The organism is Paraglaciecola sp. IT1134 (genome assembly GCF_058068185.1).
This window is the reverse complement of the sequence record NZ_CM176486.1, coordinates 365595-386841: the sequence shown is the minus strand read 5'-3', so window position 1 is coordinate 386841 and position 21247 is coordinate 365595. Positions and strand designations below refer to the sequence as shown.

Here is a 21247-nt window from a genome sequence, read left to right as displayed (position 1 = left end):
AGAATAAATGAATCATGCACGACACTAAATTAAGCTACGTTGAAGTCAATCCCGCTCATTCGCCCAAGGCCACCGTAATCTGGCTGCATGGCTTAGGTGACTCAGGCAACGGTTTTTCACCCATAGTGCCAGAGCTTAATCTGCCCGCTTCCCTGGGGATCCGTTTTGTTTTCCCCCACGCGCCTTTTCGCAAGGTAACCATTAATAATAATATGGAAATGCGCGCCTGGTATAACATCACCAGCATGGATTTTAACAACCGGGCCGACAGTCAGGGTGTGCATGAATCTGCAGCCATGATTGAACAGTTAATTGAGACCGAAATCGCCAGCGGCATTCCAGCCGAGCGTATCGTGCTGGCTGGCTTTTCTCAAGGTGGGGTGATTGCCCTGCACCTGGGTACCCGCATAAATAAAAAACTCGCCGGCATACTGGCCTTATCGACCTATATGAGTGAGCCCGAAACCTTGAGCACCCAGGCCAATGGGACCAACAAAGGCACCCCTATCCTGATGGCCCATGGTCAACAAGATGACGTGGTGCCTATTTATATGGGCAATGCCGCATTGAAGGTACTTGAAGAAAATGGTTATCAGGTGCAGTGGCGGGATTACGTGATGCAGCACAACGTGTGTTACCAGGAATTACAAGACATCTCCGCCTGGTTACAACAGTGTTTGCCCGAGTAGTTTGCCCCCAGGTATTATCGGGGTTATTGGTCAGAGCAGGCTATGCCACTACTCATTCTTCAGGCCCAGGTAACTCAAGGTGCAGAGCTAAGCGCGCTGGCAATTCGGTCTAAAGCCATGTGGGGTTACTCAGATGAATTTATGCAGCAATGCACGCCTGAGCTTACTTACCGCCCCGAGCAAGTATCTAACATAGAGTGGTTTTTTGCTATTGCTTATCAAGTTGGAAAACAACATAAAAACATAGTCGGTTTTTACGCCTTGTTTTTGGCTGACCTACAACAAATTGAACTGGATGCATTATTTGTTGAGCCTGCGCTTACTGGCCAAGGTATAGGTAAAGCCCTGTTTGGGCACGCAGTTAATTACGTTCGGCAACAAGGCGCAAAAAAACTGTTAATTCAAGCTGACCCCAACGCGGCGCCCTTTTATCAGGCCTTAGGGGCGCAAAAAATTGGCGAACAGCCGTCCACAAGTATCCCCGGGCGAATGTTACCGCTATTTAGCTACCCTGTGGCGTAATACCCTAGCCTCGAGCTGATCTGTATTTATCATTTTTTGCCGGGCAAACATCTGGGGGGGGGGGCAAAAAGCTGTAATTTTCTGCTAATATCGGCCAATCTTAGGTTTAACTTTTATTTTGGAAACACCATGTCAGACCGCATTATTCGTATCGCCACCCGTAAAAGTGCCTTGGCAATGTGGCAGGCAGAATATGTGCAAGCCAAGTTGCTCGAAGCCCACAAACATATCCGCATAGAACTGCTGCCTATGAGTACCCAGGGTGATAGGATCCTCGACACCCCCCTGGCCAAAATTGGCGGCAAGGGTTTGTTTATCAAAGAATTAGAAGTCGCCATGAGCGAAGGTCGGGCCGATATAGCCGTGCATTCTCTCAAAGATGTGCCGGTGCATTTTCCAGAGGGTTTTGGTTTGCACGCCATTTGTGAGCGCGAAAACCCCCTCGACGCCCTGGTATCCAATCGTTATGCCAGCATAGACGAGCTGCCTCAAGGCGCGATAGTGGGTACCTCCAGCTTGCGCCGCCAATGTCAATTACGCGGCGCCCGGCCTGATCTGCAAATTCGCGATCTGCGCGGCAATGTAAATACCCGCTTGGCAAAACTGGACGAAGGACAATATGACGCCATTATTCTGGCCGCTGCGGGGCTCATTCGTTTGAACATGCCCCAGCGTATCCGGGCCTACTTATCTCCTGAGGTGTCTTTACCTGCGGTAGGCCAAGGCGCAGTAGGTATAGAGTGTCGCAATGATGATAGCGAGCTTATCGCTTTGCTCCAGCCACTACATCACCAAGATACGGCGCTGCGAGTGAGCGCCGAGCGGGCACTGAATGCTAAACTCAATGGCGGCTGCCAAGTGCCCATAGGTAGCTACGCCGAGCTAAGCGGCGAGAATTTGCATCTGCGCGGTTTAGTGGGTTCGCCAGATGGCAAGCAGCTGCTTTATGCTGAGGCCTATGGTTACAGCAATACCGCCCAACAATTGGGTATAGAGGTTGCCGATAAATTACTGGCCCAGGGCGCTGGCAAAATCTTGCGCGCCTTATACCAGGACTAACCCATGGCTTTTCTGATCTTGCGCCCGGTAGCCAAATACCGCACCAGCGCCGAGCGTTTTGCCTTGGCGAACTTGCTTGGCGTAGGGCTGGGGCTAATGGACGCGATTGAAGATAAACCTGCTCTGGCCGCCTTACCCGGGCAAATAGCGGCGCTGGGGCCCAGCGATCGGGTCATTTTTATCAGCACCACGGCGGCAGAGCTGGCTTGTAAGCAAGCTATTCATTGGCCCACTGGCGTACTTGCAGTGGGCCAAGCAACTGCTTACAGCCTACAAAGTGCAGGTCTGAAACCCATAGTGCCTGAGGTATCCAATACCGAAGGCCTGCTTGCCCTGGCCCAACTACAAGCAGTTCAAGGAAGCCAGGTGTTAATAATAAAAGGCCATGGCGGTCGCCCTGACTTAGCCGCGCAATTGCGCGCCCGGGGCGCACAGGTAAACGAGGCCAATATTTATCACCGGGTTAAACTGCCAGCGCCAAAGGCAACACAAGTCTGGCACCCGGCTCAAATTCAATGCATCATTGCAACCAGCGGTGAGTTAATAACAGCCGCCTTTGAGCAATTTGAGGTAAAGTGGCTGCAATCCGTGCCCTGGATCGTTGTCAGCCAACGTACCCAACAGATCGCGGCTAAACTAGGTATAAACAAAATATTGCTGAGCGAAGACGCTAGCGACCAGGCACTTATCCACTGTGCCAAGGAATTTTTGGAGCAATAAATGGCAGATAATTCAGATAAACCAACATCTTCAACTCCCACAGGTAGCCCTAAGGATCCGTCCGCGAAACCTAAACCTGCGGTAGTGAGCCCCAAAACATCTACTGCCGATAGCTCTGGCAATGCGGCTAAGGTGCCCGCTGGCAATAAAACAGCCAGCCCCAAAGTGCAAGCTAACCACAAACCCGCCAAGACCGGCTTTTTGTGGTTGGTGGTGGTGCTGAATTTCATTCTATTAATTCTGGTATTAGTCGCAGGTTATTGGGGCTGGTTGCAATGGCAACAGCTGCAAAATACCCAGACACAGTACTTAGAAAGCCAACAAAACAAACTCGACCAGCAAGCTAAAAGCAATTTGGCGCTCACCGACAGTATTGAACAACAAAATCGCGGTTTGCAGGGCGAGGTTAAACAATTTGCAGGGCAACTGCAAAATGCTACCCGCCAAGCGCAACAGGCTAACGAACAAAGTGCAGCTAACCAGCAGGCTATCGCTGCTGTTGCCGGGCGCAGACCGGCCGACTGGTTATTAGCCGAAGCTGACTTTTTAATCCGCATGGCCGGGCGTAAATTATGGTTAGAACACGATGTCAAAACCGCCATCTTAATGCTCCAGTCAGCGGATAGCCGCCTACAGGACCTGGATGACCCAAGCTTACTGCCTATTCGTGAGCGCCTGGCCCAGGATTTACAAGGCCTGCAACAGCTCAACCCGGTGTCGTTATCGTCGCTGGCGTTATCCTTGGGTGCCTTGTTACAACAGGTCAATACCTTACCCCTGGTGACGTTTGAGCGCCCGGAAAAAGCCATAGAAGATGCCGACGTCTCGGGCTCGGTGGATGACTGGCGCAGTAATTTGGCCCGGAACTGGAAAGCCTTCACCGAAGATTTTTTCAGTTTTCGCAAAAAAGAAACCGACATTCAGCCCTATTTATCTCAGCAACAGCAGTGGCTGGCCAAAGAGCAGCTTAAACTGGCATTATTACAGGCCCAGGGCGCGGTTATGAAAGAAGACGTGACACTTTATCAACAAGCCTTGCAAAACGCCTTGGCCGTACTGATAGAAGATTTTGACACCCAGGCATCAGCCGTAAGCCAGTTTACCCATAGCCTGCAAAACCTGATCGATACTGATATTGAACGGATGTACCCGGGTCAGTTTTCCGTCGCCCCGGCATTGGAAGATCTAATTCAGCAGCGCCTGGATAATGTATTTAGCAATGGGAACGCCACGCCATGATCAGAATTTTAATGCTATTTGTCGCCCTGTTGATCGCTGTATTAGTAGGTTCGTTGATCTTCGATGACAAGGGTTATGTGTTTATCGAATTCAGCGACTGGATCATCGAGATGAACGTGTTCTCCATGGCAATCATGGCGATTTTGACTTTAGTGGGTCTGTTGCTTGCCTCATGGCTGCTCAAAAAACTCTTCATGCTATTTTCGGGCTCGAAGAACTGGCTTGGCAACTGGGGTTCACGGCGCAAGCAAAACGCTTTTACCAACGGCCTGATTGCCCTGGCAGAAAATAATTACCTGGAAGCCCGCAAACAGTTAGCTGGCATTGAGGAGGAAGATTTTGACGGGTTAAATTTATTGGCTGCAGCAGAAGCCGAGCTACAATTAGCCGAGCCTCAACGCGCCCGAGAAAACTGGCGCCTGGCAGCCACTTTCCCCAAATCAGCTCTGGCCGCCAATATGTGTTTGATCCGGGATCATTTGCAGCACGAGCAACCCGTTGACGCCCTAGAAATTATCGCCCAGATGAATGACAAACAACAAAATCAACCTAGGGTATTACGATTATGGGCTCAAGCATTGTCGCAGGCCGGTAAATGGCAAGAACTTAAAGACCGCCTGAAAATCTGGAAAAAGCCCCTTGGAGCGGATTACGAACACTTTATGCAAGCCGCCTCAAAAGGCAGTTTTGCCGAAATTGCCAGTAAACAGGGTGCACAGCAACTTAAAGAAAACTGGCAATCACTGCCCCGCTCAACCCGCAAAGATCCCGCCCAGCAAGCCGCTTATGTCCAGCAATTGCTGGACCAAGGCATGCACCAGGACGCCGAACAAGCGTTGGTGGAATACCAAAAAGACGGACCACACCCATTATTATTGCCGTTATTCAGGCGCTTGACTTTGCCTAACCCGGCGCCAGCGATCAGAAAGCTGGAAAGCTGGCTTAAACATGACGACATGAATGTGGAGCTGCTTTCAACGTTAGGACACCTGGCTTACCACGCCAAGGATTACAGCCTGGCAGAAAAAGCCTTGTCTAAAGCCATCAAACTGGGTAACCGCCAGGAAGACTTACGCCTGATGGCCAGCATCAAAGAAGATCAGCTGGACGAACATCAAGCCTTGCAGTTATATAAACAAAGCTTGGCACAACCTAACAAAGTGGCAAAAACCGATTAACCTGTGCCCGGCAGGCATCACTGTGGGTAGTTTATAACAATTTGGCGGAATCAATCCGCCACTACAGGCACAACTCCCGCAGCGGAATAGTGGCTGCACCAATAGACACGGGGTGTTTCTCAACCCCTGACACTACAATTTTCGGCATGGGGCGTTTCGCTCCACGTCGAAACTGTGCGTATACTTCAATCCGCGGAATAACCTTTTCAGAAAGTGCTTTGGGCATATGCCCCCCTAAAATAATGGCTTCAGCGTCAAGCAAGGCCGAACAGCAGGTGGCGACCAGATCAAACGAGTCCTGCACTTTAAATATCCACTCTTCAACACCTGGCCAGTTAGGGTCGAACTCTTCGTGCAAGTTATAGATAGAACTGAAGTTCACGCCATTCTTTTTTAATATGCGTTTAAGTAATTCCAAATTCGGATGGGCATAAATCTTGGTAGGTAACATGTCGCCCAGCTCCCCAGCGTTACCGTAGGTTCCACGCAATACATCTGAATTGTTCACCACACCGCCACCAAAAGCGGAAGAGACAAACAAATACACGAAGTTTTTATATTTACGACCCACACCCGCAACACCTTCACCTGCCGCAGCACCTGTGCCGTCATTGACCACCCAGGTGGGCAACTGAAAATGACTTGACACTATTTGTACTATGTCTACTTGTGACCATTCCTCTAACATATGGTGGGTGTTCATCTTGCCATCCATGGAGCTAAAAAAGCCCGAGATCCCCACGCCCATTCCAAGCACCCGGGTTTGATCCAATTTACATTCTTCACTTAGCTCGCCCACAAGCGTCTCGGCGGCTTCAAGCACATGAGCAATGCTCATGTCGTCCATTTCCCGTAACTTGGTAGCCATCACATTACCGGCAAAGTCCATCACGGCCACGCCAATGGCATCGAGCAATATGGAAACACCAAAGGTGTAAGCATAATCGGGGTTTAACTCAATGCCAAAGCCAGGTTTGCCCTTGGGATTGGGGATCATTTGTTGGGTTTGGCGCAACACCTTGTCTTGGGTGAGGCCTTTTAACAAACGAGATACGGTTTGTTGAGGAATTTTGGTGGCAGAGACAATTTGGCTTTGCGTTACACGCTGCTCCCAGAACACAATCTTAATAATATCACGCTCAATATCTTGAAAGAGCTTTCCGCCCTTGCCTAAATCAAACCCTGAGCGTAAAAACCGACTGTTGTCTGTTGAAAACATGTGCAATACATCATCCTTAAAACGCTATAGCCTATTGGAATCATTGGAAAAGAACAAGTAACGATAACACCCAGGACTATTCAATCAAAATCACCCTGAAATCGTTAACGTTGGTATTGGTCGGCCCGGTGATCACAAGATCATTTATGGCGCCAAAAAACTCATGGCTATTGTGAGTATTCAATAATTCATTAACGCTCACACCGGCTGATGCTGCTCGGGTCAACGTGGTTTCGTCGATATAAGCACCCGCCACATCTTTACTGCCATCTACCCCATCAGTATCACACGCAAGCGCAGATATTCCGTGAACACCGTTTAGTTCAAGCGCGAGGGCCATTAAGTATTCTTGGTTTGGCCCACCGTCACCGTATTTTTGGCCCACAGTGACCGTCAGTTCACCGCCTGAGAACAACATAAGACGTTGACCTTGAGCCTTACATGCCAGTGCTTGTTTAGCGTGTAATTTCGCGACATCTCTAGCTTCGCCTTGAATGTCATAACCTATCACTTGGGTCTGCCAGCCTTGCTTTTTGGCCACCTCGATGGCGGCATCAATGGCATGCTGGGCATTGGCCACAATATGATATTCACTTGGTGCGCAGTGTTTAGGCGCGGCTTCTGGTTTTGCTAAATAGTTGGCAATACTGCCCACAGGGGACCAATTGTATTTTTGCAAAATAGCCAAAGCCTGAGCTTTGGTTGACGAGTCGGCAATAGTGGGCCCAGAGGCAATATCGGCGGCGTTATCGCCCACCACATCTGAAATCATCAAGGTCACATGTTTCGACTTAGCGGCCTGGGCCAATCTACCTCCTTTGACCAGAGACAACTGTTTACGCACCGTATTGATTTCATCGATGCTGGCACCGCTTCTGAGCAAAAACTGATTTAACTGCTGTTTATCAGCAAAGGGCACATCGTCAACCGGTAAACACATAAGCGATGAGCCCCCACCTGAAATCAAAAACAAAATGGGGGTAGTGGCAGGCGTATTTTGCACCAACTCAAGCAGCTTCTTACCGGCGATTAAACTGTTGTTGTCCGGTGTGGGGTGACTGGCCGTCAGTACCTCTATTTTGCCGGTGTCACCCGCGCTTTCATATCCGTAGCGGGTAACCACAGCGCCATAACATTTATCACCCAGGGTTTTATGAACCTCGGCGGCCATTTCAGCCGCAGCTTTGCCTGCCCCGACTACACATATGCCGTTGCTTGTATCCAGTTTACTCAACTGCTGCGCCATACAAGCACTGGGCTGGCAGGCAGCCACGGCCGTGTTAAATAAATCGCGTAAAAAAGCGTGATATTTCATGAAAAAACCTTAAACAAATGCCGTTGGAATATATAAACAAAAAGCGATCATCGCAGCGAACATGCCCAGTAACAAAACGACATCCTTAGTCGTTAAAATGGACAGGGAGTTTTGACCCGCCGCTAATTCTGTATCCTTAGGTTGATAGGTATAAGGCTTAATTTTACTCATTAACATCGCCATGATAATAGTCACAACAAAACCAATGAAGTTCCACCAGAACCAAAAAATCTCTGGTGCGATAAACGATATCAATAAGTTAAACAAAACGCCGCTAATAAGCCCGATATTGACGTGCAAACCAGACGTGCTTTTCGTCAGTACAGCGAGTAAAAATACCGCCAGAATAGGCCCATAAAACAGCGAACCCACTTTATTAATCGCCTCAATGATGGTCGGGGCAATATTGCCTGCATACAGCGATAAGACTAAGGTTACAGCGCCCCAGCCCAACCCCATGTATTTGGCTAGTTTCAAATAACCCGCCTGACTGAGTTCTTTGTTGGTAATACGGCAGTAGTCTTCGATAGTCACCGCCGAAAGGGAGTTAATTGCCGAACTTAATGACGACATGGCCGCCGCTAATATCGCCACAACCAACAAGCCTATTAAGCCATGAGGCAAGTAATTCAGAATGAACATCGGCATCATCCAATCTGGATTATCCGTTGGGATTTTTGCCATAAAGCTCGGTTCGGTCATGGCAAGCGTACCGACAATCAAACCCGAGAAGCAGTACAAAATGGTGATAGGGAAACGGATAACGCCGTTGGCTAAGATCATATAACGCAGGTTTTTTGGATCTTTAGCGGATAACGCACGCTGGGCCTGTGTTTGGTCACAGCCATAATAAGATGCGTACAAGACAACACCACCAAAAATCATAGGCCAAAAGCCGAAGCCGTCTCCGCTAAAACCGTATGAGTCGAACTTAATTGCTTGCAGGCGATCCGTATCGACATTGGCTACGAAGGCATCCACACCACCTAAGTAATGCAGGCCGTATCCTATGCACGCCACCGTGCCTAACACGATGATAATCATTTGAATGGCATCGCCGTATACCACGGCTTTCATACCACCTTGTAACGAGTAGAGCACCGTAATAACACCGGTTAGCAAGATAGCTTGCCATGCTTCGATACCCATGGTGCCTTGTAAAATTAACGACACAGCGTAAATCATGATCCCGGTCGCAAAAGCGCGGCTAAATTGAAATACGATGCTGAGCAATACCCGTGTGGACCGGCCAAAACGGGTTTCAAGATAATCATAAATACTGACAATACCGGCACGGTATAATTTAGGTAAAATGGTGGCCAAAATTAGGATCATGGCCAATGGCACACCTAATTCGTAAGACAGCCATTGCATGCCGCCACCTTCACGTAACCCCACAAAGGCAGGCGCAGAAATAAAACTAATTGCAGAGAGCTGGGTGGCCATGACCGACAACGCCAAGGGTTTCCATCCTAGACTTTTTCCACCCAGAAAATAGTCACTTTTATTTGTCTGTTCTCGAAGCATAAATCCCATGGCCAGCAAGGCCACCAAATACAATGCAACAATCAAAAAATCTAGTATATTCATAATATTATTCACATGTGTGTGCGAACAAAAAAATATTCCGTTCGCGCTGCTCGGTTAAAAAACGGTGAATAGTTACCCCCAGGGGTATTTTCCTGCAGGTAAGCTATTCAACCAAATGGTGCAAGCTAGCACCGACACACTAAGTAAGCTTAGAAATCATACCTTGCCGTAAGGCTTACACGACGAGGTAATACTGGGCGTCCTACGAAAAACTCACCACCAGATGACTGGCTGTTTGCTTGACGGGGTGACCCTTCAGTAATGCCTTCATTATCAAATAGGTTCCATACGCTGACACCGACCCTAATACGCTGTTCGTTATTTAGCTCCCACGTGTAGCCCGCAGAAAGATTGGCGATGCTATGGCTATCTAATTCAACGGTGTTGGCATCATTGGCAAACGCATCACCGAAGTAACTAACGGCTAATCGAGCGTCGACAAAGCCGTCATTATATGAAACAGCAAAATTACCTGTCAGTTCAGGTTGTCTGCTTGGTTGTTTACCAACACTATCGCCTTCACTAAATTCAGCATCTTGATAGGTGACATTCCCCTCTAAGGCGATTTCATCAGACACATTCCAACGCGCGATAACCTCAGCACCCGTTGTTTCAGTTGATTGGTTCTTAACGACTTCAATCAAACCACCTGAGCCATCATTTTCGAAGTCAACTGTACGTCTGTTATCCAAATTCGCCATGAACAAAGAAGCATCAATGTAAAAGTCATCTGGGAAATACTTCACGCCTATGGCTCCAAGCGTAATGTCTTCACCCTCATAACTTTGCGGCTCGCCGTTTTCGTTAAATCTGATACTCCTTATTTGTGGAAAGAAATATCCTTGGGAAGCATTGGCATATAAATTTAAATCGTTATCATCCATTTTATATAACACAGCACCTGAAAAAGCCGCTTCAGTTGTTGCCACTTTACCGTAGGTAAAGCTGCCGTTTCCGCTGGTATTGACTTGTAAGTTTGGCGCCAATGACGGATCGTCAGATACCGTGACACTCTCACTACCTTCTGCTTTGGAAGTACCTTCAGCACGCTCTATACGCATACCGACGTCAAATGCCCAAGTGTCGTTTTCCATTTGATCTGTGACATAGAAAGCGGTTCGTCTACTAGTGAGATTTTTGTTGGTATAGCTGATACCTGGCCCCACCACACCGTTTCGAGAATACTGCACATCATTTCCATCTGTGCCCGTAAAAGAAAGGTCGACTAAACGCGCATTGTCACCATTGCTAAAATCAGCCAGGTAACTGGAAATAATATTGAAATCCATTTGTTGGGCATGAATGAAAAACGTGCCTATGTTTACAGTGTGGTCAAAGCCACCCCCTTCCATTACACCCGTTAAGTTAAATTCGGTACTGAAGAAGTCACCATCACGTTGACGATCCAAAAGTCGATTGCCAAAAAGTAAATAATCGCTTGGCACAGGGTTTCCTGTTTCTGACCAGGTGTAGTTTTCCGTGCCCAGCGAGCTTAATAGTTCGCCACTTACCGTTCTATCTGGGTTATTAATGTACTCAGAAAGTGTCTCGGGCGTATTCGATATGCCATCTCCGTCCAAAAACAAGTTAAACTGATGTTCATAATCCGCGGCTTTCGCTTTACCGTTGATTGTCCATGAATCCGTCAACTCTTTTTCAAAATCAACCCCAAAAGAACCACCTTCTACACTTACGCCGTCACGAATAGGAGATTCGTAAGTGCCTGACGCAGTCGGATAACTTAACTCTGCAGCCGATACGGTCTGAGCAACATAAACCGTTTCGCCATCATTACCTGTTAGCCTGTCGCGAGAATTACCATCTAACGGTAACGGTAAGAAGAATTGTACTTTGTCATTTATCGCCTGAGCATAAAAGGTAATGCTGCCATCATTAAACTCTTTAACTATATTACCTTTGAGTTGATAACCTTTTGTAGGCAAACCAGTGTCTAGTGGGCCTTCATCGTAACGATAAAAGCCAGATAGTGCATAATACAACCCATCATCACTGGACAACGCGCCACTATTAAAGAAGTCGGTTCTGATACGTCCGCCTTCGGCAACTTCTACCTGAATAGTACTTTCTGGATCATCGCTTCCTTTGCGCGAAATATAGTTAATGATGCCAGCCACTGAGCCCGGGCCAAACAGGTTTGATACACCACCACTGACGTACTCAACTCTTTCTATACCAATATCGGGGCGGTAATAAACATCTTGTGCTGAAGAAGACATGCCAGACTGGAACGCAGGCATACCATCGTAATTTAGTGGCGTAAATTGGAATTGGCCGCCTGAAGGCAAACCACGCACAAATGCGTTAGTAGCCACTTCACCACCACCCCCTTCGACTTTAATGCCAGGAACGCTCATCAGTATATCGGCCTGACTCGTGAAGCCGGTTCTGGCTATATCTTCCTGACCGATCAACGTTGTTTTTCCCGGCGTGTCTGCTTCAGTACGCGCGACACTAGAGCCGGTCACAATGATGTTTTCGTATTCGTCAGCCTTCTTGTTCTCGCTATCTTGTTCTTGCGCGAACAACGGGGCAGCAAAGAGTATTGAAACTGCGCAAGCAATGGGTGTCATTTTCATGGTGCTCTCCAATCATTTTAAGATGGTCAAGGGTGTGTTCGTTTAAAAAAAATGAAGCGAACGTTTAATGTAATGTTATTAATTTGTTACCTCGAATTGGATTTAAACACACAAAAAAAACATTTACAACCCATAATGAGTGCTTTAAGATTCATTTACTGTCGAATAACTTGAAAAGAGCACCCGTTATGACTGATCACGTTAATAAAGAAAACACTTCATCTAAGACTGCTGCATTAATCCAGAAAGCAAAAGAGACGCTGGTCGCCAATGATCTTGGTGGCTACACTGTGCCAACCCATGGTTTATATCCTTTTCAGTGGAATTGGGACTCAGCTATCACGGCGCTAGGCTGGAAACACTTTGACGAACCCCGTGCCTGGCAGGAATTAGAAGTGTTATTTGATGGCCAGTGGGATAACGGCATGGTTCCACATATTTTATTTCATCAAGACTCCACTACCTACTTCCCAGGGCCAGATGTATGGGGCTCAGACAAACGCGTGAAAAGTACCTCTATTTCCCAGCCGCCAGTGGTGGCGACGGTTATAAAGGAAATGCTTGAAACCGCTGACGATAAAGTACTAGCGCGCAATAAAGCAGAGTCATTATTTTCAAGCTTAGTTGACTATCATCTATGGTGGTATAAAGAGCGCGACCCACTCAACACAGGCCTAGTGGTGAGTTACCACCCCTGGGAATCAGGCATGGACAACAGCCCTGCCTGGGATGAAGCCTTAGAGGCCGTACCTTGTGTTGACTGGGAATACGAACGTCGCGACTTAGGCCATGTTGATTCATCGCAGCGCCCGCATAAAAGTGAATACGACCGTTTTCTGTTTTTGGTCGACTTCTTTAAAAAGAATAAATTTGACAGTGAAGTGATCTTTAACGCATGCCCTTATAAAGTAAACGACATCGGGATCATCGCCATTTTGCATAAAGGCAGCAAAGATATACTCGCATTGAGTGAAACATTAGGCATTAAAGATGAACGCGTAGACTACATAGCACAACGTGTTGCCTTAACCCAAAGCGCCATTTCGACCTTGTGGTGCCCAGAGTCAGAATATTTCTATTGCCGCAATGTGTTAACTGACTCCTTATGTAAAGTGCGCACTTCAGCCGGTTTGTTAACGGTATTTGCAGGCCTTGCGGATCCCCAGCAGGTTAAAACCTTAAACACAACGGCCCAACAGTGGAGCCAAGCCAGCCAATATTGCATTGCCTCTACTCACCCACAAGAAAGCTGTTACGAACCACAACGCTACTGGCGCGGGCCTATCTGGTTGCATATCAACTGGATGATCGCCCTTGGCTTTGAAAGTGCTGGTCATCAAGCCACCGCAGACAAGTTGCAAAGTGACAGTCGTGCGTTAGTCGATTTATCTGGCTATTACGAGTACTTCAACCCAGAAACGGGCGCGGGTTGTGGCGGTAAAGACTTCTCGTGGACTGCTGCTATCGCTTTGCACTGGTTACTGTAACTAACGTCAGGAGACAGATATGACAAACGGCGCCCCCCAATTTGCCAGCCCCAAATTTCTGCTTGATCATATAAGCGACACGCTTAAGTTTTATGAAGCCAACGTAGATGATCCCCACGGCGGCTTCTACCAAAACTTTTTAGACAACGGCGACGTGTACGATAAAGGCACGCGTCACTTAGTGAGCTCAACACGGTTTGTATTTAACTACGCCCGCGCCTACCAAGAATTTGGTGACGCCAAATACCTTGAGCGCGTAAAGTCTGGCATCGAATTTATTCGCCGCGCCCACTATATTCCGGCAACAGGCGGCTACAACTGGTTGATTGACGTGCAAGATGGTCACATCACCGTAAAAGACCAAACCAATCACTGTTATGGCTTCGCGTTTGTGATCCTAGCGTACAGCTGGGCACTGCGCGCGGGCGTTGAAGAAGCCCGTGAGTATTTAAATGACACCTGGCAAACCATGGAAACCCACTTCTGGGATGCACAAGCCGGTTTGTATAAAGACCAATGTAATGCCGATTTTAGCGTATGTGATAGCTACCGCGGCCAAAACGCTAACATGCACACCTGTGAAGCCTTGATTGCCGCCTATGAAGCCAGTGGCGAAAGGCGCTTCCTTGAACGCGCAATAGCATTGGCCGACACGATGACCAACCAGCAAGCAGCCTTAATGGGGGGCCTGATCTGGGAACATTACGATCTCAACTGGCAGGTGGATCTCGAATACAATAAAGACGACCCGAAAAACCTGTTCCGCCCCTGGGGGTTTCAACCCGGTCATCAAACCGAATGGGCCAAATTATTGTTATTTATCGCCAAACACGACCCCCAGCCGTGGTTGATTGAGCGAGCTAAAACCCTATTTGACAAATCATTAGCGGTGGCCTGGGATGAAAAACACGGCGGCATATTTTACGGTTTCGCACCCGACATGAGTATCTGCGATAACGAAAAATACTTTTGGGTGCAGGCAGAATCCCTGTGTTGCGCAGCTTATCTACATCACCATACCGGCGATGCGGTTTACCTACAGTGGTACAACAAAATTTGGCAATATGCCTGGCAACACATGGTTGATCATCAGTACGGCGCGTGGTTTAGAATACTCACCCATGACAACCAAAAAATCGACCAGCTGAAAAGCCCCATCGGCAAAACCGACTACCACACCATGGGCGCCTGTTTCGACGTACTCGCACTAATCAAACGCCACCCAATGTCTTAAAGCGCGAGAAAAACGCAGTACGAGCAAATATGGCGCCCCTTTAAGCCATGTTTGCTCACCTATTTTCAGCTGCTTTTAGGCGAAATATTCACGTTACTTGCAGCGCTAACAAACCAAGCCAGAAACCACAGAATAACCCGCATAACCAGAAACTCCGTCGAGAAAGCACCGATTTAGCAGGAATAACAAAATAAGACTGGAAATACTGCTCAGTTTCTTTAGAATCAGCGCTCTTAAAAATGAAGCACCCGTAGCTCAGCTGGATAGAGCGTTGCCCTCCGGAGGCAAAGGTCGCGCGTTCGAATCGCGCCGGGTGCACCATTTCTAAAGGCCTGCAAGCCACTTCAAGAAAAGCACATCATTAAAAACTCAATCTGTGTAGCAAATATGTAGCAGAAAACCTTCGGAATATGCCTATCACATGATATTCGCAATACAACTATCTGAGTTTGGGCATTTAGAATTCTATTAGATTGACCACTAACTTAAAATTTCTCTATTTCTGTATTGGAAGCAATTGAAATAAAGTCAAAGTTCCACTTCATAAAAGCAGGATTTTGGACTTGTGCAACAGTTAATTTAGAATCATCAACAAAAGCTGCGTTTAAAAGAGTAACACCCTCTATGGAATGAAAAATTGAAGTTAATGTTTCTAGAAATTCCACATAAGGATTTTTAGGCTCTTCAATTTCTCTATCATATTTTTGATAATCCAGACTACTCAAGGTAAAGAAAACTTTCATCTCGTAATCTTCCCCATCATCCAAATCACGTAAATTCTCGTTTAAGACTACATAAACGGATCGACATTTCTGACCAATTATTTTTCCAAATAATTTACGAAGCTTAGATTTACTTTTATTAATGCGGGTTTCAAAATTATCGGGAAATGCAGAGCCTATGTACCTATTAATTACCCAAGTACAAATGGCTCTTGCTACTGTAGGATCAAGTTTACCGATAACTGGACTGCATTTATCAATTTGCTCTCTGGAGATTACGCACCTTTTTTTCTGTTCTAATTCAAAATTCTGCTCTAACTCTTCTAAATAAATATGAAGTCTTCTCGGGTTCTTACCATGGGAGCAGTTACCATTTATTTGTGAAATGGGAGTTGCGACCGCTATTTCCATGTCTGGCTCGATCTCAAGATCTGAGTTCAGTAATGAGCATGGATGTGATAGCACAACATAATAATTACCCTCGTCTCTCAGCGTTTCGGGAATAATTTTATAAAATTCAGGGCTTGAGGCAAAATTGAAAACTGAACATTGAGTCCATCCGGCGTTAATTGCTTTTTTTCGATCGAACATATTTATACCTACACTATGCCCAATAAGTCGTCCAATTCGTTGCTCATCTTTAATGAACGCAAAGCAGAATTCACTTCATAAATACGATTATTAATACTAGCTATGTCTAAAATATCTTCCTGTATTAAACTTCTAAAACTCATAGCTCCTTCATCAACTTCATTCTTAAGCCATTGCCCAAAAGCACTATGACGATCTTCATTTATTCCATAAAGCACATTAGATATCAGTGAGAGCCTTTCACTATTAACAGATCTGATCCTATCCATTGGAACTGAAAAATCGTGCCATTTGTAAACGACAGGTCGCGTCACTTTCATTAGGTCTGCATACTGCTTTACAGTTAGTCCGAAATCGTCCATAAGTTTTTTACTAGTTTTACGAAATTCTAAATTAGAATTGTCAACAACGGGAACAGTATTCGGAGAGTTAATTAGTTCAGGCAAAGAAAAATCGCTACTAGTTGCTGGCGATAGAACGACGAAAGCCCCACCAGTACCCACCATAGTCGCAACCATAACCAATGCTACGGCTGTACTTAGAGTACCGTTATAGTCTGTTGTTTCTGGTATTGATATATAATTAGACATTATGAATTCCATTCCGTAAGTGCTTTGTCAGTCACACAATTAAAAAATATTGATGATGTATATTCATGCATTTTTTCTATTAAAGATCGCAAGTCAATGTTACCTACTTTCTCTAATGCCTTAAATGTAATGAAATGATCTGTATCGATCAAAGCTGTAATATCATCAATTTGTTCCAGCTGCTTTTGCTCACCGGCCTTAGCTAACATTGGTTCAATCATCGGAAAAAGGTCGTCTGGAACAATTTTTAGCCCCTTGCCTGCAGTTGATCTAAGAACAACTAACGAATTGATGTCTGTTTTATAAGAATGCTGACTAAAAGAAGTAACAGGAAAAACGCTACCACTGATATTTTCAAATTTAGGGCTAAGAATAAACTGCTCTAGATAATTTTCTAAATCGATACCTGTTTTAGGTTCAACTAAATCAATATAGCGAATTCCTATACTTCTGACAGTATCAATTTTTACCGTATTTACAAATAAATTATGAGCCTCTATTACTTTTTTTACGAAAATTTCGAAGTTTCCGTAATCCCTTGTATATATAAACAGATCTCCACCAGAAACGGCTATTCCATCTAAATAATTATTACTAATGAAGTGGTGCGTACTACGTTTATGTTGACGTACCTGAAGGCCTGCGCCATGTTGCACTTCAAAATCACTAATTTCAGTAGGGGAATAGTGAGGGTAGTTATTTTGCCGAAAAGTTTCTTGAACATTCGCAAGGTGGATAGCATCAAAGCTAGGTAGGTCACCACAAGAAATTTTGCATAATACGAACTGAACTGGAGCATTATTTAATGCTGAGTTAGGTTTGAAGCTTGCCATAAAAATCCTGCTGCTAGTGTATAGTTTATTAACTATACACTAATATATGGGTTAATGACCTTTTCTTCAATGATTTCTATTACCGTACGTACAGTTATTTACAGAACTCCAAGTAAAAGCTAAGCAGCCGCCAAGGCTGCTTGCCCAGAGCAAAGCGCTAAACGCCATTCATGAACGCGAGTAATGATCTCTTTCCCCTTATAAAGTATCCCTTTTAGCTTCGAAGTAATCAGCCCATCAAACCAACTGGTTTTAATCAGTCCCGTGATTTTGTTGACCACCATTTCGTAGTACGGGTGGATCACCTGATTTTTACGCATACAAAACACGCCGCCCATTAATTTGGTATACGTTGCCCAATCTCCTGAGTCAGCCGATTGAGTCAGTCTGCTGAGCGTTTCATCACCAGATACGACGTTACGTAATCGTCTTAATTCGCGCCAAACGGTAACAGACGCACCGCCTATTTGCTGAAACTGGCGTATCCCCCAACAACTAGCCCAGGCTTCAATTTAAATATCATACCTCAAAGGCATGGCCTGATTCGGATATAGATGCTACATGATGCTTGCTCAATCGCTCTTACAAAATTTTATAGCGGAACGAATAGGAATTTTAGATTGAGTTCATTTTATGTCTTAATGGCTACAGTTTCTTGTTCTTGTACAATTTTCGGAGCTCAAATATGATCTGACTGTTACCCACTTTTCAAATGGCGCGGTCAGTTTAGATTTGAGCTAATTCCCCCCCCCGCCGCACATATTGCTCTGATGATTCCAATGATTATTACAGGACTCAATAAAGCCCAAATAACCAAGCTCTTTAATCAACATCTTGAATATCACCTATAAAACGAATCTTAGTGATGTTAAACCCTCATTGTCAGTCTATTTTAAGTAATTGATGTTGTATGGTACTTATACGTGCTATAGGAGTATAAGTGTATATCTAAAACAGCAGATAGCACTTATAAATACTATATTGCTAAGTTTACCGATCTGGATTATTGTATAGAATGTATAAGTACTATAGGGTTGAACTTTGAAAGTACAAATCGAGAATGCCACTGGGTTTGGCACCGTAGTGAAAAGCGTGCGACAAGCGCAAGGTATTGACCAGCGCGATATGGCCAGTATTTTAGGGGTGAGTGTAAACCCTGTTAAAGCACTTGAGTCAGGCAAGGGCACTGTAGCATTACAAACCGCTCTTAATGCCCTGAACGAATTAGGGATAAAAGTAGTGCTTGAGTTACCACTTGATATAGATGCAAAGCACGCAGCAAAATTGCTAAATCGAGTGAATTTTGAATAAACCATTAATAGCAATACCGAACAGACACTTGTGCATTTGGTACGAGGGTGAACATTTGGGAGAGCTGCATGAGCAAAGTGGCATTTGGTCATTCATTTACACTCAAGAATGGCTAGCAAGTCCAAACGCATTTTCAATTTCTCCCCACATTCCACTGCAAAGTGGAGAACATGTCGACAGCTCTACCTATCGGCATGTGCAGTGGTTTTTCGATAACCTTTTACCTGAGGAGGACGCCAGAACAGCACTTTATACATCGATGCCACGCAAACAGCACGATGCTTTCAACTTGCTCAATGAATATGGTGGAGAATCAGCCGGCGCCCTGACCATACTTGAGCCAGGCGTCCACCCGACAACGGGGAATATTGTAGAGCTGTCAAATACCCAGTTAAGTCAACGCATTGCAAACATGCCAATGGTACCTCTTGCCTCCAGTAGTAAAAAGAAAATGTCTTTGGCCGGTGCACAGCATAAAGTCGCCGTCATTTATCAAAATGGGCGTTTATATGAGCCTGAAGGTAGTGCTATTTCGACGCATATTTTAAAGCCATTACATCAACACCCTGAGCAATACTGGGCAACAGTTTGCAACGAATATGTCATTATGCAGCTGGCCAAAAGAGTTGGCCTTGAAGTACCACAAATACATATGCTCCACATTCCCGACCCGGTCTATATTATTCAGCGATTCGACCGAACCGGCAGTAACCCAACTCAGACAAGAATACATGCTCTTGATGGTTGTCAGATGCTTGGTCTTTATCCAACAGCCAAATATAAAGCAAGCCATACGCAAAGCTTGGTTAGCCTAATCGAAATGACAGGTAAAAAAGCGCTGACAAGACTGCGAATATTTGATTGGGCGCTATTTAATCTGCTGGTTGGTAATACCGATGCTCATTTGAAGAATCTTAGTTTTCTTTGCACTCAATCGGGCTATGAATTGTCACCACACTATGATCTGCTTAGTACATTGATATACGTAAATGCGAAAGGTGTCCTAGATGACGAACTGTCACAACCAATGGGAAATGCCACAAGGGTAAGAGAAGTACGTATGGAGCACATCCTAGCATTCGCTTCGGAGATTGGAGTTAACGCTTCGGCAGCCTCTAGGCGCGTGAAAACAATGATCAGTAAGATACTTAAGGCAATGAAATCACTACGTAGCAAAGTTGAAACGATGGACTACGGTGAAGGTCATGTATCAAAGCCTGGAGACCTGAGAATGCTTGGAGAAATTGAACATAAGTGTATCAAAGAGATGATTGAGCAAATTACTAAATGAAATATTTGCGCTCCATTTTTGGTCAGCAAAGTTACCAATGGTCCTATATATTATTATCTGAAACCTGAGCTACCAATATAGAGTATTGTTCACTACCGTAAGTCTTTAATCCTAAATAACAGCGGCTTTTGTACTGGGCCTGATCGCACATTATCAATAAACTCATTGCCTGTTCATAATTCTAAAATATGAATGTCTGTGACCAAAAAATACTAAAGTTATTATTCTTGTGACAAGTTATAAGGCAACTACTTGAAAGTAATGGCTTTCTTGTAAGGGATATAATTATATTTGTTCTAATGCTAGAAACGGGGGCAACGGTCATTACAGATTAGGCTTATGATTATATTACAGTTATTTCAACCTTACTATCTAACTAATTGTTTATACGTAAAATTACTGAAAACTAGTGTGAGTGCTGTGTAGTTACTAAACCCGTATCCATAATAAACCGTTAACCTTTTATCCATGACAGGGAGTATAAAATGGATTTTTTAGAAGTTATTGTAGGTATAGCTGCGGCAATAATTGCCTTAAGGGCATTAAAGCTTCAGCGAAATGAAACAATTAAAAATGGAAGAATGAGTGCCCTAATTCATTCATCAAACCTCATTCAACAAAGGATTGATTATTACAGGGATATTATCGCAAATATGGAAAAAAAAGGAGATCCTACGAAGGGTCATAAAATACGTATTAACAATGAGTTGCGCCCATTAAAACAAAAAATAGATTTTGAGTTGCTTGAGCTTATGGGTCAAAACGAAGGAATCATTCAAGTCCCAGAAATAACTAAAGCCCTTCAGTCAAAAAATAGGTAAAAGGGGACGGAGGGAAAAAGGGAAAAACTCGTTCCCAAAACTAATATTAAATTTCTCGTAAATGTTCTGGCCAACTCCAACCGGACACTTTATAGGATATCTGCTATATCCTTAATTTATACTTTATAGACTATATCTTGCACTTATAGTCTATTTGCTATATTTACTCTTTATGGTAAATAAGCTATATTTCCAGTTTATACCGTATTGACTATATTTTTATTGTTATCGATAGACTG

At 45.1% G+C, this 21247-nt stretch carries 19 protein-coding genes and 1 tRNA gene; 12 read left to right on the top strand and 8 right to left on the bottom strand.

All coding sequences use genetic code 11. The annotated features are described in order from the left end of the window. Positions 1–14 precede the first annotated feature (14 nt). The 6 genes from AC3RV5_RS01765 to AC3RV5_RS01740 all read left to right on the top strand — a co-directional run bounded on the left by AC3RV5_RS01765 (position 15) and on the right by AC3RV5_RS01740 (position 5407). On the top strand, positions 15–689 hold the full coding sequence (locus AC3RV5_RS01765; protein ID WP_489730286.1) for an alpha/beta hydrolase: 675 nt from the start codon (positions 15–17) through the stop codon (positions 687–689). Between the two features lie 42 nt (positions 690–731). Then, complete coding sequence (locus AC3RV5_RS01760; RefSeq protein ID WP_489730285.1) at positions 732–1211, top strand: GNAT family N-acetyltransferase; 480 nt, start codon at positions 732–734, stop codon at positions 1209–1211. A gap of 129 nt (positions 1212–1340) precedes the next feature. Further along, the gene (hemC, locus tag AC3RV5_RS01755) at positions 1341–2270 is read left to right on the top strand and encodes a hydroxymethylbilane synthase (RefSeq protein ID WP_489730284.1); all 930 of its coding nucleotides are present in this window, start codon (positions 1341–1343) and stop codon (positions 2268–2270) included. Between the two features lie 3 nt (positions 2271–2273). Then, positions 2274–2990, top strand: coding sequence for a uroporphyrinogen-III synthase (locus AC3RV5_RS01750; protein ID WP_489730283.1), 717 nt, complete (start codon positions 2274–2276; stop codon positions 2988–2990). Then, positions 2991–4229, top strand: coding sequence for a uroporphyrinogen-III C-methyltransferase (locus AC3RV5_RS01745; protein ID WP_489730282.1), 1239 nt, complete (start codon positions 2991–2993; stop codon positions 4227–4229). It abuts the gene before it with no gap. Next, a complete protein-coding gene (locus tag AC3RV5_RS01740) occupies positions 4226–5407 on the top strand; it encodes a heme biosynthesis HemY N-terminal domain-containing protein (protein WP_489730281.1) in 1182 nt (393 codons plus the stop codon). The genes AC3RV5_RS01745 and AC3RV5_RS01740 overlap by 4 nt, the downstream gene beginning before the upstream one ends. A gap of 61 nt (positions 5408–5468) precedes the next feature. Here AC3RV5_RS01740 and AC3RV5_RS01735 read toward each other — a convergent pair whose 3' ends face one another. From AC3RV5_RS01735 to AC3RV5_RS01720, 4 genes are all read right to left on the bottom strand, one after another. Continuing rightward, on the bottom strand, positions 5469–6626 hold the full coding sequence (locus AC3RV5_RS01735) for an ROK family transcriptional regulator (protein WP_489732069.1): 1158 nt from the start codon (positions 6624–6626) through the stop codon (positions 5469–5471). 76 nt (positions 6627–6702) lie between these two features. Next, on the bottom strand, positions 6703–7941 hold the full coding sequence (locus AC3RV5_RS01730) for a glycerate kinase type-2 family protein (RefSeq protein ID WP_489730280.1): 1239 nt from the start codon (positions 7939–7941) through the stop codon (positions 6703–6705). A gap of 9 nt (positions 7942–7950) precedes the next feature. Continuing rightward, positions 7951–9531, bottom strand: coding sequence for a sodium:solute symporter family protein (locus AC3RV5_RS01725; protein WP_489730279.1), 1581 nt, complete (start codon positions 9529–9531; stop codon positions 7951–7953). A 149-nt stretch (positions 9532–9680) separates the two neighbouring features. Continuing rightward, positions 9681–12128, bottom strand: a complete 2448-nt coding sequence (locus tag AC3RV5_RS01720) for a TonB-dependent receptor domain-containing protein (RefSeq protein WP_489730278.1) — start codon at positions 12126–12128, stop codon at positions 9681–9683. A gap of 188 nt (positions 12129–12316) precedes the next feature. Between AC3RV5_RS01720 and AC3RV5_RS01715 the strand changes: the two genes are divergently transcribed. The 3 genes from AC3RV5_RS01715 to AC3RV5_RS01705 all read left to right on the top strand — a co-directional run bounded on the left by AC3RV5_RS01715 (position 12317) and on the right by AC3RV5_RS01705 (position 15170). Further along, the gene (locus AC3RV5_RS01715) at positions 12317–13615 is read left to right on the top strand and encodes an MGH1-like glycoside hydrolase domain-containing protein (protein WP_489730277.1); all 1299 of its coding nucleotides are present in this window, start codon (positions 12317–12319) and stop codon (positions 13613–13615) included. Positions 13616–13634: 19 nt separating this feature from the next. Beyond that, complete coding sequence (locus AC3RV5_RS01710) at positions 13635–14849, top strand: AGE family epimerase/isomerase (protein WP_489730276.1); 1215 nt, start codon at positions 13635–13637, stop codon at positions 14847–14849. Between the two features lie 244 nt (positions 14850–15093). Beyond that, positions 15094–15170, top strand: a tRNA-Arg gene (locus tag AC3RV5_RS01705). 164 nt (positions 15171–15334) lie between these two features. On the opposite strand, the gene AC3RV5_RS01700 is transcribed toward AC3RV5_RS01705, so the two are convergent. From AC3RV5_RS01700 to AC3RV5_RS01685, 4 genes are all read right to left on the bottom strand, one after another. Then, the gene (locus AC3RV5_RS01700; protein WP_489730275.1) at positions 15335–16162 is read right to left on the bottom strand and encodes a hypothetical protein; all 828 of its coding nucleotides are present in this window, start codon (positions 16160–16162) and stop codon (positions 15335–15337) included. Between the two features lie 8 nt (positions 16163–16170). After that, positions 16171–16752, bottom strand: a complete 582-nt coding sequence (locus AC3RV5_RS01695) for a hypothetical protein (protein ID WP_489730274.1) — start codon at positions 16750–16752, stop codon at positions 16171–16173. After that, on the bottom strand, positions 16752–17585 hold the full coding sequence (locus AC3RV5_RS01690; protein ID WP_489730273.1) for a TIGR04255 family protein: 834 nt from the start codon (positions 17583–17585) through the stop codon (positions 16752–16754). Before AC3RV5_RS01690 ends, AC3RV5_RS01695 begins: the two co-directional genes overlap by 1 nt. A gap of 119 nt (positions 17586–17704) precedes the next feature. Beyond that, positions 17705–17905: a hypothetical protein gene (locus tag AC3RV5_RS01685; RefSeq protein ID WP_489730272.1), complete on the bottom strand. Its 201-nt coding sequence runs from the start codon at positions 17903–17905 to the stop codon at positions 17705–17707. Between the two features lie 721 nt (positions 17906–18626). On the opposite strand from AC3RV5_RS01685, the gene AC3RV5_RS01680 reads away from it, so the two are divergent. The 3 genes from AC3RV5_RS01680 to AC3RV5_RS01670 all read left to right on the top strand — a co-directional run bounded on the left by AC3RV5_RS01680 (position 18627) and on the right by AC3RV5_RS01670 (position 21008). After that, a complete protein-coding gene (locus AC3RV5_RS01680; protein WP_489730271.1) occupies positions 18627–18896 on the top strand; it encodes a helix-turn-helix domain-containing protein in 270 nt (89 codons plus the stop codon). A gap of 55 nt (positions 18897–18951) precedes the next feature. Then, a complete protein-coding gene (locus AC3RV5_RS01675; protein ID WP_489730270.1) occupies positions 18952–20187 on the top strand; it encodes a HipA domain-containing protein in 1236 nt (411 codons plus the stop codon). 485 nt (positions 20188–20672) lie between these two features. Next, a complete protein-coding gene (locus AC3RV5_RS01670; RefSeq protein ID WP_489730269.1) occupies positions 20673–21008 on the top strand; it encodes a hypothetical protein in 336 nt (111 codons plus the stop codon). The last annotated feature ends 239 nt before the right edge of the window (positions 21009–21247 follow it).

Excerpts from the sequence above, each read along its gene's own strand:
- AC3RV5_RS01730 (WP_489730280.1), bottom strand. The coding sequence starts at position 7,941 with ATGAAATATCACGCTTTTTTACGCGATTTATTTAACACGGCCGTGGCT.
- AC3RV5_RS01725 (WP_489730279.1), bottom strand. The coding sequence starts at position 9,531 with ATGAATATACTAGATTTTTTGATTGTTGCATTGTATTTGGTGGCCTTG.
- AC3RV5_RS01715 (WP_489730277.1), top strand. The coding sequence starts at position 12,317 with ATGACTGATCACGTTAATAAAGAAAACACTTCATCTAAGACTGCTGCA.
- AC3RV5_RS01690 (WP_489730273.1), bottom strand. The coding sequence starts at position 17,585 with ATGGCAAGCTTCAAACCTAACTCAGCATTAAATAATGCTCCAGTTCAG.
- AC3RV5_RS01745 (WP_489730282.1), top strand. The coding sequence starts at position 2,991 with ATGGCAGATAATTCAGATAAACCAACATCTTCAACTCCCACAGGTAGC.
- AC3RV5_RS01710 (WP_489730276.1), top strand. The coding sequence starts at position 13,635 with ATGACAAACGGCGCCCCCCAATTTGCCAGCCCCAAATTTCTGCTTGAT.
- AC3RV5_RS01740 (WP_489730281.1), top strand. The coding sequence starts at position 4,226 with ATGATCAGAATTTTAATGCTATTTGTCGCCCTGTTGATCGCTGTATTA.
- AC3RV5_RS01670 (WP_489730269.1), top strand. The coding sequence starts at position 20,673 with ATGGATTTTTTAGAAGTTATTGTAGGTATAGCTGCGGCAATAATTGCC.
- AC3RV5_RS01700 (WP_489730275.1), bottom strand. The coding sequence starts at position 16,162 with ATGTTCGATCGAAAAAAAGCAATTAACGCCGGATGGACTCAATGTTCA.
- hemC (WP_489730284.1), top strand. The coding sequence starts at position 1,341 with ATGTCAGACCGCATTATTCGTATCGCCACCCGTAAAAGTGCCTTGGCA.
- AC3RV5_RS01750 (WP_489730283.1), top strand. The coding sequence starts at position 2,274 with ATGGCTTTTCTGATCTTGCGCCCGGTAGCCAAATACCGCACCAGCGCC.
- AC3RV5_RS01760 (WP_489730285.1), top strand. The coding sequence starts at position 732 with ATGCCACTACTCATTCTTCAGGCCCAGGTAACTCAAGGTGCAGAGCTA.
- AC3RV5_RS01735 (WP_489732069.1), bottom strand. The coding sequence starts at position 6,626 with ATGTTTTCAACAGACAACAGTCGGTTTTTACGCTCAGGGTTTGATTTA.
- AC3RV5_RS01720 (WP_489730278.1), bottom strand. The coding sequence starts at position 12,128 with ATGAAAATGACACCCATTGCTTGCGCAGTTTCAATACTCTTTGCTGCC.
- AC3RV5_RS01765 (WP_489730286.1), top strand. The coding sequence starts at position 15 with ATGCACGACACTAAATTAAGCTACGTTGAAGTCAATCCCGCTCATTCG.
- AC3RV5_RS01685 (WP_489730272.1), bottom strand. The coding sequence starts at position 17,905 with ATGCGTAAAAATCAGGTGATCCACCCGTACTACGAAATGGTGGTCAAC.
- AC3RV5_RS01695 (WP_489730274.1), bottom strand. The coding sequence starts at position 16,752 with ATGTCTAATTATATATCAATACCAGAAACAACAGACTATAACGGTACT.